The sequence below is a fragment of the Paracoccus sp. UBA5162 genome, assembly GCF_002413585.1.
GTDB lineage: Bacteria > Pseudomonadota > Alphaproteobacteria > Rhodobacterales > Rhodobacteraceae > Paracoccus.
The window spans coordinates 129,407-141,735 of the sequence record NZ_DHXG01000045.1 but is presented as its reverse complement, the minus strand read 5'-3'; the positions used below and the strand labels follow the sequence as shown (position 1 = coordinate 141,735).

Here is a 12,329-nt window from a genome sequence, read left to right as displayed (position 1 = left end):
GAGATTCAAGCGCGGACCAGCGTCTCGTAATCCTCGGCGATCTTGCGCGTGGTTTCGCCAACCTGGAAATGCCAGTCGCCGATCTGGCCGACCGGCGTCACCTCGGCGGCGGTCCCGGTCAGGAAACATTCCTGAAAACCTTCCAGTTCTTCCGGCCTGATCCGGCGCTCGTGAACCGAAACGCCGTTGTCCTTCAGCATCCCGATGATGGTCTGCCGCGTGATCCCGTTCAGGAAGCGGTCGGCCAGCGGCGTGTGCACCTCGCCATCCCTGATGAAGAAGATGTTGGCGCCGGTCGCCTCGGCGACGTAGCCTTCCCAATCCATGAACAGCGCGTCCGAACAGCCCTTGGCCTCGGCCGCGTGTTTGGACATGGTGCAGATCATGTAGAGGCCGGCCGCCTTGGCCGCGGTCGGGATCGTTTCCGGGCTGGGCCGCTTCCACTTGGCCACGTCCAGCTTGGCGCCCTGCCATTTCGCATCGCCGTAATAGCTGCCCCATTCCCAGGCGCAGACGGCCATCCGGACCGGGTTCCGCGCGGCCGAAACGCCCATGTCCGGACCCGACCCGCGCCACATCACCGCGCGCACATAGGCGTTGTCGAACCCGTTGGCCTTCAGCACGGCGTCCTTCGCTGCGTCGATTTCCTCGGCCGTATAGGGCGAGGTCATGTCCACCAGCCGTGCCGATTCGATCAGCCGCAAAGAATGTTCGTGCCCCTTGAAGATCTTGCCGTCATAGCAGCGTTCGCCCTCGAAGACCGAACTGGCGTAATGCAGCGCATGGGTCAGGACATGAACATTCGCGTCGCGCCATTCGACCAATTCGCCATCCATCCAGATCTTGCCGTCGCGATCGTCATATGCCGCCGTCATCATTTCCCTCCATCACGTCCGGAATTTGCGATTCTTGCGCCAGCCGTCCGGAAAGGGCCGTTTTGTTGCGCGAAGCCCTTGACGGCTAGCAATCGAATCTTGGAAAGTCAACAACGCTGCCCTATCAAGACGCAAACCGCCGAAAGGACGATCGAATGGCCGAGAAGCTGCGACTCCAGACCAAGGTCGGGGAAGATCTGCTGTTTCTCACCGATGATCAGTTGCGCAGGGGGATCGAGGCGATGTTCTTCGCCTATCGTGCCTTCACCGCCGATCCCGACCTGATTCTGACCGAACTGGATTACGGCCGCGCCCACCACCGCGCGCTGCATTTCATCAACCGCGATCCGGGCCTGACGGTGACCTCGTTGCTGGCAGTCCTGGGCGTGACCAAGCAATCGCTGAACCGGGTGCTGCGGACGCTGATCGCGGACGGGCTGGTCGAAAGCCGGGTCGGCCGCCGTGATCGGCGCGAACGGCAATTGTTCCTGACCGGCAAGGGAACGGCGCTGGAACGCCGCCTCTCCGAGGCGCAGCGGGTGCGGATGCGGACCGCCTATCGCAATGCCGGACCTCAGGCCGTGGCCGGTTTCCGGCAGGTTCTGGAAGCGATGATGGACCCCGAGACGCGGGCGCAGTATCAGGCGATGAAGGACCTGCCCGAGGACCGCTGAGCCCGATGACCCATCCTGCCGCCCATCTTCTGATCGTCGATGATGACGAACGTATCCGCGCGCTGCTGGGAAAGTTCCTGCGCAAGAACGACTTCATGGTCACGATGGCGCGCGACGCGACGCAGGCGCGGCGGCTGCTGGCGGGGCTGGAATTCGACCTGATCGTGCTGGACGTGATGATGCCCGGCGAGGACGGCATCTCGCTGACCCGCAGCCTGCGCGGTGCACTGGACACGCCGATCCTGCTGCTGACCGCGAGGGGCGAGACCGAGGATCGCATCGCCGGGCTGGAAAGCGGCGCCGACGATTATCTGGCCAAGCCTTTCGAGCCGCGCGAATTGCTGCTGCGCATCGCCGCGATCCTGCGCCGGGTGCCGGCGGCCGAAGCCTCTCAGCCGAAATTCCTGACGCTGGGGATGCTGCGCTACGATACCGACAAGGGTGAATTGTGGCAGGGCGATGCCCCGCTGCGGCTGACCGGAACCGAACAATCCCTGTTGCGCCGGCTGGCGGCGCGGGCCGGCCAGCCGGTCAGCCGGTCGGATCTGATCGAGGATCTGGGGCGCAGCGGCAATGGTGACGAGGCCGAGAACAGCGAACGCGCCATCGATGTCCAGATCACCCGCCTGCGCCGCAAGATCGAGCCCGATCCGAAAGAGCCGCGCTTTCTGCAAACTGTGCGCGGCACCGGCTACATGCTGGTCTGCGACTGACTTGTCCCGCCCGCGCGCGCGGCCTAGCCTGCGCGCGGATGGACGCGAACCCGACATATCACGGAATCGAGCTGGATGCCGAAACCGCGCTGGCGCTGCTGGAATGGCAGGCCGAGATGGGCGTGGACGAGCCGATCCTGGACGCGCCCCTGGACCGGTTCGACCTGGCCGCGCGCCCGAAACCGGCCACGGCCAAGCCACCGCTGCCGCCGCCGCTGCAGGCCCGGGCGCCGGGATCGTCGCCTCCGCAATCGACCGATGACGCCGCCGCCCGTCTGGCCGAGGCCGAGGCGCTGGCTGCAGGGGCCGGGACGCTGGCGGCGCTTGCGGCGGCGCAGGAGGCTTTCGACGGGATCGAATTGAAGAAGGGCGCTCGGAATTTCTGCTTCGCCGACGGCGATCCCGGGGCCCGCGTGATGATTCTGGGCGAGGCGCCGGGCGACGAGGAGGACCGTCAGGGTCGCCCCTTCGTCGGTCGCGCGGGGCAGTTGCTGGACCGGATGTTCGCCGCCATCGGGCTGTCCCGGACGGCGGTCGATGCGGCGCAGGCGCTGTATGTCGTCAACGTGCTGACCTGGCGTCCGCCGGGCAACCGCGACCCCAGCCCCGATGAAATCCTCGTGAGCATGCCTTTCGTGCGGCGTCATGTCGAACTGGCCGCGCCCGATCTGATCGTGCTGATGGGCAACATTCCCTGCCAGGCCGCCCTGGGCCGCCGGGGCATTCTGCGCCTGCGTGGGCAATGGGTTGAGGCTTTCGGCCGCCCCGCGCTGCCGATGACCCATCCGGCCTATCTGCTGCGCAACCCGGCCGCCAAGCGCGAGGCATGGGCGGATCTTCTGTCGCTGTCCGCGACGCTGGAAGGCCTTTCCGTTTAGGTTTCATTTCCGCATCATGGGTTAGGACGACCCTTCACAGACGGGATCCCCGCCGGATGCGCTTTCTCTTCCGCAGTCTTTCGGGGCTGTTCATCACCTTTCTGACCCTGGCCCTGCTGTTTCTGGCGGGCTTTCAGTTGTGGCAGGCGGTCGCCTCGCGCGGCGAGGACGGTGGACCGGGGCGCGGCGGCGGCGGCGAACAGGTCTATTCGGCGCGGTTGCTGACCCTCATCCCGCAACAGGTCCAGCCGGTGATGCGCGTCTTCGGCAGCATCGACTCGCGCAGGCGCCTGGAATTGCGGGCCGGCGCGGCGGGCCGGATCGTCTATCTGGACCCGAGCCTGCAAGAGGGCGGTCAGGTCGAGGCCGGGCAATTGCTGGTGCGGATCGATCCGTCCTCGGCGCAGGCGGCGCTGGACAACCAGATCGCCGCCCGCGACGACGCCGAGGCGACCTTGCGCGATGCCCGTCGCAACGTGCAGGTCGCGACCGATGATCTGGCGGCGGCCGAGCGGCAGGCCGAACTGCGCCGCGCGGCGGTCGATCGCCAGGAATCGCTGGCCACGCGGGGGCTTGGCACCAGCGCCGACCGCGAAACGGCACAGCTGGCGGCATCATCGGCCGAACAGGCCGTGATCGCGGGCCGCTCCGCCCTGGCCAGCGCCGAAAGCGCGGTCACCGCGGCCCAGAACGCGCTGCGCCGATCCGAGATCGACCTGTCCGAGGCTCGCCGCGCTCTGGCCGATACCACGATCACCGCGGGCTTTTCCGGCCGCGTCACCGCCGTCACCGCGGTCGAGGGTGGCCTGGTCAGCCTGAACGAACAACTGGCCGAGATCATCGACCCGGACGCATTGGAGGCGCAGGTGCCCCTGTCGCTGGATCAGTTCTCGCGGCTTGTGGACGAGGATGGCAGGCTGGACGGGACGGCGGCGATGATCGTGCTGGACGGCTCGGCCGGGCGGCTGACGGCCGAGGCGCAGATCGACCGCGCGGCGGCCTCGGTCGCGGAGGGTGCGTCCGGCCGCGTGGTCTATGCCAGGATCATCCGGGGCGGCGCGACCTTGCGTCCGGGCGATTTCGTCAGCGTCGAGATCGCCGAACCCGCGCTGGCCGATGCCGCCATCATCCCAGCCATCGCGATCGGTGCGGATGGCGGCGTCCTGGTCGCCGATGATCAGGGCCGCCTGACCGCGACGCCGGTCGAGATCCTGCGGCGGCAGGGAAATGACGTGGTGATCCGCGTCTCGGACGAGCTGGCGGGCGCGCGGATCGTGGCCGAACGTGCGCCGCAACTGGGCACCGGGATTCTGGTCCGTGACAGCCAGGCCGAGGCCCCGTCCGACGAGCCACGGGCACCCGCCACGGATCAGAGCGCCCGGAACCGGCGCGGGGCCGGCAATGGCTGAGCGTCGCGGTTTCCTGTCGATCTTCACCCGCCACCGGACGCTGGCCAATCTGATCCTGATGGTGATGGTGGTCGGCGGTCTGTATTCCGCGCCCAGGATCCGCGCGCAGTTCTTTCCCGATACCGTCGTTCAGGAAATCGACGTGCGGGTGCAGTGGGACGGCGCCGGACCCGAGGATGTGGACCGTTCCGTGGTGGCGGTGCTGGAACCCTCGCTGATGGGGGTCGAGGGCGTGGCCAACGTCACCTCGCGCGCGGTGCAGGGATCGGCCGAGATCGAGATCGAGTTCGAACCGGGCTGGGACATGGCGCGCGCCAATTCCGACGTGGAAACCGCCATTGCCAGCGCCGGCGATCTGCCCGAAGGCGCGGAAGACCCCGAAACGGTGCGATCCTCCTGGCGCGACAGGGTCGCCGATGTGGTGATCTCGGGACCGGTCGGACTGGACCAGCTGTCGCGGATCACCGACGATTTCAGCAACCGCCTTTACGCCGCCGGGATCACCCGGCTCAGCATCACGGGTCTGGCCGCCCCCGAGACGCTGGTCGAGGTGCGGATGGCCGATCTGGTCCGGTACGACATCACGCTGGAACAGATCGCCGCAGCCGTCGGCGCAGCGGCCTCGGCCAGCCCGGCGGGCGACGTGTCGTCCGGCGCCGCGCGGGTGCGCACCGGCGCCGAGACGCGCGATCCGGCCGCCGTCGCGGCCCTGGCGCTGAAGGCCCAGCCGGACGGAACGACCCTGACCGTGGGCGATGTCGCCGATGTGCGGCAATCGGGCATGGATCGCAACACGGCCTATTATGTCGGCGGCAATCCGGCGGTGATCGTGCAGGTCCAGCGCAGCGCCGCCGGCGACGCGATCGGGATGCAGCGCAGCGTCGAGGACATCGTGGCCCGGATGACGCCCGCACTGCCCGGCGGCGTCACCATGGAACTGGTGCGGGCACGGGCCGAACTGATCGCGGCACGGCTGGAATTGTTGCTGGACAATGCCGTTCTGGGCCTTGGGCTGGTGCTGGCGCTGCTGTTTCTGTTCCTCAATGCCCGCACCGCGATCTGGGTGGCGGCGGGGATTCCGGCCTCGCTGGCGGCGGCGGTGGGGCTGATGTATGCGACCGGCATGACGCTGAACATGATCTCGTTGTTCGCGCTGATCCTGACGCTGGGCATCATCGTGGACGACGCGATCGTGGTGGGAGAACATGCCGATTATCGCGCCCGCAAGCTGGGCGAGCCCGCGGTCGTCGCGGCGGAACGCGCGGCGGGGCGAATGGCCGCGCCGGTCGTGTCGTCTTCGCTGACCACGATCATCGCCTTTGCCGGGCTGATGTTCATCGGCGGTCATTTCGGCGAACTGATCTCGGATATTCCGATGACGGTGATCCTGGTTCTGGCCGCATCCCTGATCGAATGTTTCCTGGTCCTGCCCAGCCACATGGCCCATGCCCTGACCCGCACGGCGCGGCGCAACTGGTACGACCGCCCCTCGAAGCTGGTCAATCGCGGGCTGGACTGGTTCGTGGCTCGCCTGCTGCGACCGCTGATCCGCTGGGCGATGGTGCTGCGCTATCCGGTTCTGGCCGCGACGACGGCGATGTTCGCCTGGTCGGCCAGCGCGCTGGTCACCGGGCAGGTGCCCTGGCGCTTTTTCGACGCGCCCGAACGGGGCAGCGTGGCGGGAAACTTTGCCATGCTGCCCGGCGCCACGCGCGAGGATACGATCCGGGTGATGGGACTGGTACAGGACGCGGTCGATCGCGTCGGCGCCGAATACGAAACCAGATACGGCGCCAACCCGATCACCCATGCGATGACCATGGTCGGCGGAAATTCCGGCCGTCCGCTGCCCGGCGCCGACACCAAGGACACGGATCTGCTGGGCGCGGTGCAACTGGAACTGATCGAGCCGGATGTGCGGCCCTATTCCAGCTTCGACTTCGTGGCTGCGCTGCAAGAGGCCATGCCCAGCGATCCCCGGCTGGAGACGATCAGCTTTCGCGGCTTCCGATCGGGTCCGGGCGGGGATGCGATCTCGGTCCGCATGACGGGGGCGGAGGCACAGCGCCTGAAGGACGCGGCCGAGGCGCTGAAGCTGCGCCTGTCGGGCTTTGCCGAAGTCTCGGCGCTGGAAGACAGCATGTCCTATGACAAGGACGAGTTGAACCTGCGGCTGACTGCGCAGGGCGAGGCCCTGGGCTTCACGACCGACAGCCTGGCACGGCAATTGCGCCAGCGCCTGGCGGGCATCGAGGCCGCGACCTTTCCGGTGGGCACCCGCACCGGCGCAATCCGCGTGGAACTGCCCGAGAACGAACGCCAGGGCGATTTTCTGGACCGGATGATGATGCGCACGCTGTCGGGGCAGTGGGTGCCGCTGGGCGATATCGTGACGGTGGGCACAGAGGCGGGCTTTTCCGTGATCCGGCGCGAGAACGGCGAAAGGATGATCTCGGTCACCGGCGATATTTCGGGCGATGATCCGGCGCGCGCGGCGCAGATCACGCAGGCGCTGGAAACCGAGATCATGCCGCAGATCGCGGCCGAATTCGGCATCAATTACGAGACCACAGGCCTGGCCGAGCAGGAACGCGATTTCCTGGGCGACGCGGTCGTCGGTTTCGCGCTTGCGCTGACCGGGATCTACATGGTGCTGGCCTGGATCTTTGCCAGCTGGAGCCGGCCGCTGGTGGTGATGTCGGTGATCCCCTTCGGACTGGTCGGCGCGGTCTGGGGCCATGCCCTGTGGTCGCTGCCCCTGTCGATGTTCTCGATCGTGGGTCTGATCGGGATGTCGGGAATCATCATCAACGATTCGATCGTCCTGATCTCGACCATCGACGAATATGCGAGGGATCGTGGTCTCCGGCCCGCCATTGTCGATGCCGTCTGCGACCGCTTCCGTCCGGTCCTGCTGACCACCGCGACGACCGTTCTGGGTCTGGCGCCGTTGCTCTACGAGCGTTCGTCCCAGGCGCTGTTCCTGAAACCCACGGTGGTGACGCTTGCCTATGGCCTTGGCTTTGGCATGGTCGTCGTGCTTCTGGTGGTGCCCGCGGTTCTGGGTATCGGCGAGGATATCGGCCGCGCCCGCACGGGTTTCCGGCGCGGGCTGCGCAGCCCCGGCCTGCGCTGGCCGGTGCGGCTGGCGGCCGGGCTGGCGGCACTGGCCTTCGTGGCGATCCTGCTGCCGGTCACGCTGTTGCCCGCCATGAAAATCGCGCTGCCCGGCTGGTGGCCGGTCGCGTCCTCGGCCTGGATGGCGCTTGGCTGGTATGCCCTGGCGCTGCTGATCATCGCCCTGGGTGCCGGGCTGGCGATGCTTGGCCTTGCGGGGCGCGGCCTTGCCTCGCGACGGCGCCCGACGGCGTGAGGATCGCTGCTGGCCGGCCGTGGCCTGGGGTCACGTTTGCGCGCAGGACTTGCAACGATCCCGCCAAGCACCGATCTTGAGCGTGAAGGAGATTCGATGAGCGAATTCGACAACGATCCCGGCGATCCCGGCGAAGCCAATCTGACCGGCAAGGTCCTGATCGCCATGCCGGGGATGGCCGATCCGCGTTTTCAGCGATCCGTGGTGCTGGTCTGTGCCCATTCCGAGGAAGGCGCGATGGGGCTGGTGCTGAACCGGCCGTTGCCCGAAATCGGCTTCGGTGACCTTCTTGAGCAGCTCGGTATCGAGGCCGACGAGGACGCCCGCCCGATCGAGGTCCGTTTCGGCGGCCCGGTCGAGCCCGGCCGCGGCTTCGTGCTGCACAAGGTGCCCGAACACGGCAATGATCCCGAGGGCCGGCTGCGCATCGGCGGTGCCATCGCCATGACCACGACCCGCGACATTCTCGAGGATCTGGCCCATGGTCAGGGCCCGGAATCGGCCGTCCTGGCCCTGGGCTATGCCGGCTGGGGACCGGGGCAGCTGGAAGACGAGATGCTGCAGAACGGCTGGCTGACCGGCGAGGGCAGAGAGGATCTGATCTTCGGCGCGGATCACGACGGCAAGTGGCAATCCGCGCTGCGCGCGCAGGGAATCGACCCCTCGCTGCTATCGGCAGCGGCCGGGCGTGCCTAGGGGCGTCGGCCGCGCCGCGTGATGCGAGGAAAGGGCCGAGAGGGACCGGCGATGTCCGCCTGACGGTCAGAAATCGGGAAAGAACCTGTCCGAGGGCGTGAAAATCTCGAACCCCTGGGAGGTCACGCCGATGGAATGCTCGAACTGCGCCGACAGCGATTTGTCGCGCGTCACGGCTGTCCAGTCGTCGGCCAGAACCTTGGTATCGGGGCGCCCCAGGTTGACCATCGGCTCGATGGTGAAGAACATGCCTTCCTCCAGCACCGGGCCCTTGCCGGCGCGGCCGAAATGCAGCACGTTCGGCGGCGCATGAAAGACGCGGCCCAGCCCGTGCCCGCAGAAATCGCGCACGACAGACATGCGCTGGCCTTCGGCATGGGCCTGAATGGCCGCGCCGATATCGCCGAAGGTGGCGCCGGGGCGGACCGCCTCGATCCCCTTCATCAGCGAATCGTAGGTGACCTGGATCAGTCTTTGCGCCTTGATCGAGGGTGTGCCGGCCACATACATGCGGCTGCTGTCGCCATACCAGCCATCCACGATCACGGTCACGTCGATATTCAGGATATCACCGTTCTGCAGCACCTTGTCGCCCGGAATCCCGTGGCAGACGACATGATTCACGCTGATGCAGCTTGCATGCTGATAGCCGCGATAGCCGATCGTGGCCGAGGTCGCGCCCATCTCTTCGATCCGCCGGCGGATGAAATCGTCCAGCGCGCCGGTGGTCACGCCCGGTTCGACCATCACGCCGACCTCATCGAGGATCTGGGCCGTCATCGCGCCGGCCTTGCGCATTCCGGCGAAATCTGCCGGGACGTGAATGCGGATGCCTTCTCGTGTGATGTGGCTTTCGTCCATCGCGGATCCTTTCTGATGGCGCATAGATAGACCCGAGCGGCCCCTTGTTCCAGCCCCGCGCGCGGGCTTAGAACGTCACGGCATCCTTCGGAGGACGGCATATGCAATCGGATAATCCAAGCGCGGCGATCCTGGTCATCGGGGACGAGATCCTGTCGGGCCGCACGCGCGAGGGCAACGCGCATCATCTGGCCCAGGTGCTGACGGCGACCGGGTTTGACCTGCGCGAGATACGAATCGTGGCCGACGATCAGGATCAGATCGTGGAGGCCGTGCGGGCACTGGACAAAAGCCTTGGCGGCGCCTTCGATCTGCTGTTCACCTCGGGCGGGATCGGTCCGACCCATGACGACATCACCGCCGATTCCGTCGCGATCGCCCATGGCACCACGGCCGAGGTCAACGAAGCCGCGCGCGCGCTGTTGCAGGAACGCTGCGAACGGATGGGAACGGAACTGACGCTCAACCGGCTGCGCATGGCGCGCATCCCGCTGGGCGCGACGCTGATCGACAACGCCGTCTCGGCAGCGCCGGGCTTTTCCATCGGAAACACGCATGTCATGGCCGGCGTACCCGAGGTGTTTCGCGGCATGGTGGACTGGCTGATCCCCCGATTGGCCGCCGGGCGCCCGGTGCGGTCCGAGACGGTCGAGGTCCGGCGCGGCGAAAGCGATGTGGCCGAGGAGCTGAAGGCGGTCGCGGCCGAATTCCCCGATGTCTCGATGGGATCCTATCCCTATCACGATGAACGGGGCTGGGGCACCAACCTGGTCGTGCGCGGGCTGGACGCGGATCGCGTCGCCGTGGCCATGGCCGAGTTGAAGCGGCGGCTGTCGCTGTGATGGACGCCGCCCTGGCCGAGGCTTTCGAGATCAGTTGGCCGGCATCCGAATATGCCGATGCGGGCGGTTTCCGGGTCGGGCGCGGCCTGGGCGCGGGCGGCCGGGTCAGTTCGGCCCGCGCCGTGGGCGCGTGGCGTGGCGATCACATCGACGCTGCCATCGCCATCCATCGGGGCTGGGATCAGCGGCCGGTCTTCCGGGTTGCCGATGACGATGCGGCGCTGGCCGGGGCGCTGGAATCGCGGGGATTTCGTCGCGAGACGCCCACCGCGGTGATGGCGACCGCCACCCGGGCCCTCACCGACATCGCGATTCCGTCGGTGACCACCTTCACCCTGTGGCCGCCGCTGGCGATCCAGCGCGAAATCTGGGCTGCGGGCAATATCGGACCTGCCCGGCAGGCGGTGATCGAGCGGGTGGCGCAGCCCAAGACCACGATCCTCGGCCGGACCTCGGATCGCGCGGCGGGGGCAGCCTTCGTGGCGGTCCATGACCGGATCGCGATGGTGCATTGCGTCGAGGTTCTGGGCGCGTGGCGGCAGCGCGGTCTGGCCGGCTGGATGATGCGGCAGGCGGCCTTCTGGGCCGACGCTCAGGGGGCATCGCGGCTGGCTCTGGCGGTCAGCCGGCCGAACATGTCGGCGATGGCGCTTTACCGAAAGCTGGGATTTCGCGAGGTGGCGGGTTATGGCTATTTCGCCCCGCCATCGGAGCGGGCCGATCTGATCGCGGCGGCGATGAGCGCGGGAACCTCGGCGGCAAGTCCGATCGGATCGAGGCGCGGGCCGGTGAACCCCGCCTGATCCAGGGCCCGAGGCAGATCGTCGGTCACATGTTCCGCCCTCAGCGCGAAGAAGGGCAGGTGCACGGCGCGGTCCAGATCGCGCGCGGCATCGGCAAGCCACGGGGCCTGTTCGACGAAGCCCGTCACCACGCGGGCGAAATGCGGCGCGATCTGCGCCGCGATCGCGGTGGTGATGGCAAAGCTGGCCGGCGAGCGTTGCGAGCCATGGGCGCTGAGCAGCAGCGTCGTCTCGGACGGGGTCCAGCCCTCGTCGGCGGCGGCAGCAAGCGCGATCCGCACGATCAGCGCAGGCAGGGCCGGATCGGCTCCGAAGGGGGGCAGGACGCGGGCGCCGGCGGCCCCGGCGCGGTCCAGCCGGCGCGGCAATTCGGTGCGCGTGAACCACCCCTCGGCCATGAACATCGGATAGATCAGGCTGTCCGGTTCGCAGGTTTCGGCCAGCGCGCCGGGCATCGCCAGCGTTGCCCCCCGGACTTCGCAACCGGGATCGTTGCGAGCGACGGCGGCCGCGAGATCCTCGATCGCGCGCTGCTGCGGCACGGGATCGCCCGGCTGCCCATGCGAGACGATGACCGCTCGCGCCTCCGTCATTGGCGGAAATGTCGCGCCAAGGCGTCGGGCATGTCGAATTCCGTCAAAGCGCGGGCGCGGCCTTCGGGCGACATCTTCTTCGCGGTCCTTTCGATGATGCGCGGCATCTTGTCGTCGGGTTGTTCCGCCATGAAATCGCCCAGATACCAGCGGATGAAGGTGAAGCAGATCACGTCCTCCAGGGCCTGAACCTCGGGGTCGCGCTTCAGTCCCTGCTTGGTCAGCATCCTGCGGGCACGGTCGATCTGGTCGTCGTCATAGCCCGCGTCCTGCATGATCCCGGCGATGCGGTCGGCATGGCGGCGGCCCTGTTCCTGCCGCCATCGCAGATAGCCCGCGCGATCCATCGGATAGGCGTCGCGGGGCAATGTCCAGCGTTCGACATGCTGGCCGCGGCAGGCGATGCGCAGGGGTTCCGACGCTTCCGGAAACAGGCGCTGCTGTTCCTCGGTCATCCGCTGGCCATAGAGAAGATTGGCCGGTTTCCCGTTCTCGAGGCCGGGATCCCTTGCATTCGCCGCGTCGATGGCGCTGAAGGCCTTGTCGAGCCGTGTGGTCATGCGCTTTCTCCGTGTTCTCGGCCAGTTTCAACCGTCTTCGGCCGCGTTTGCA

At 67.5% G+C, this 12,329-nt stretch carries 12 protein-coding genes; 8 read left to right on the top strand and 4 right to left on the bottom strand.

Annotated features, from left to right (window positions below; translation table 11 throughout):
• Positions 1-5 precede the first annotated feature (5 nt).
• Positions 6-875 (bottom strand): branched-chain amino acid aminotransferase, encoded by an 870-nt coding sequence (locus B4A72_RS06680; protein ID WP_292957936.1) that lies wholly within the window; start codon positions 873-875, stop codon positions 6-8.
• 155 nt (positions 876-1,030) lie between these two features.
• Between B4A72_RS06680 and B4A72_RS06675 the strand changes: the two genes are divergently transcribed.
• The 6 genes from B4A72_RS06675 to B4A72_RS06650 all read left to right on the top strand — a co-directional run bounded on the left by B4A72_RS06675 (position 1,031) and on the right by B4A72_RS06650 (position 8,618).
• A complete protein-coding gene (locus B4A72_RS06675; protein WP_292957934.1) occupies positions 1,031-1,549 on the top strand; it encodes a MarR family winged helix-turn-helix transcriptional regulator in 519 nt (172 codons plus the stop codon).
• A gap of 5 nt (positions 1,550-1,554) precedes the next feature.
• A complete protein-coding gene (locus tag B4A72_RS06670; RefSeq protein WP_292957932.1) occupies positions 1,555-2,262 on the top strand; it encodes a response regulator in 708 nt (235 codons plus the stop codon).
• Positions 2,263-2,300: 38 nt separating this feature from the next.
• Positions 2,301-3,140, top strand: a complete 840-nt coding sequence (locus tag B4A72_RS06665) for a uracil-DNA glycosylase (protein ID WP_292957930.1) — start codon at positions 2,301-2,303, stop codon at positions 3,138-3,140.
• Between the two features lie 56 nt (positions 3,141-3,196).
• Positions 3,197-4,549, top strand: coding sequence for an efflux RND transporter periplasmic adaptor subunit (locus B4A72_RS06660; protein WP_292957928.1), 1,353 nt, complete (start codon positions 3,197-3,199; stop codon positions 4,547-4,549).
• Positions 4,542-7,922, top strand: coding sequence for an efflux RND transporter permease subunit (locus B4A72_RS06655; protein WP_292957927.1), 3,381 nt, complete (start codon positions 4,542-4,544; stop codon positions 7,920-7,922). The genes B4A72_RS06660 and B4A72_RS06655 overlap by 8 nt, the downstream gene beginning before the upstream one ends.
• A gap of 96 nt (positions 7,923-8,018) precedes the next feature.
• A complete protein-coding gene (locus tag B4A72_RS06650) occupies positions 8,019-8,618 on the top strand; it encodes a YqgE/AlgH family protein (RefSeq protein WP_292957926.1) in 600 nt (199 codons plus the stop codon).
• A gap of 66 nt (positions 8,619-8,684) precedes the next feature.
• Here B4A72_RS06650 and map read toward each other — a convergent pair whose 3' ends face one another.
• Positions 8,685-9,479 (bottom strand): type I methionyl aminopeptidase, encoded by a 795-nt coding sequence (gene map / locus B4A72_RS06645; protein WP_292957925.1) that lies wholly within the window; start codon positions 9,477-9,479, stop codon positions 8,685-8,687.
• Positions 9,480-9,580: 101 nt separating this feature from the next.
• Between map and B4A72_RS06640 the strand changes: the two genes are divergently transcribed.
• Both B4A72_RS06640 and B4A72_RS06635 read left to right on the top strand, forming a co-directional pair.
• Entirely contained in the window at positions 9,581-10,321 is a 741-nt protein-coding gene (locus B4A72_RS06640; RefSeq protein ID WP_292957924.1) for a competence/damage-inducible protein A, read from the top strand.
• Positions 10,321-11,124: a GNAT family N-acetyltransferase gene (locus B4A72_RS06635; RefSeq protein ID WP_292957922.1), complete on the top strand. Its 804-nt coding sequence runs from the start codon at positions 10,321-10,323 to the stop codon at positions 11,122-11,124. The genes B4A72_RS06640 and B4A72_RS06635 overlap by 1 nt, the downstream gene beginning before the upstream one ends.
• Here the strand turns inward: B4A72_RS06635 and B4A72_RS06630 are convergent.
• Together B4A72_RS06630 and B4A72_RS06625 are read right to left on the bottom strand one after the other, a co-directional pair.
• Positions 11,013-11,717: a sirohydrochlorin chelatase gene (locus tag B4A72_RS06630; protein ID WP_292957920.1), complete on the bottom strand. Its 705-nt coding sequence runs from the start codon at positions 11,715-11,717 to the stop codon at positions 11,013-11,015. The two genes, B4A72_RS06635 and B4A72_RS06630, sit on opposite strands and share 112 nt — an antisense overlap.
• A complete protein-coding gene (locus B4A72_RS06625; protein WP_292957918.1) occupies positions 11,714-12,277 on the bottom strand; it encodes a DUF4202 domain-containing protein in 564 nt (187 codons plus the stop codon). The genes B4A72_RS06630 and B4A72_RS06625 overlap by 4 nt, the downstream gene beginning before the upstream one ends.
• Positions 12,278-12,329 lie beyond the last annotated feature (52 nt).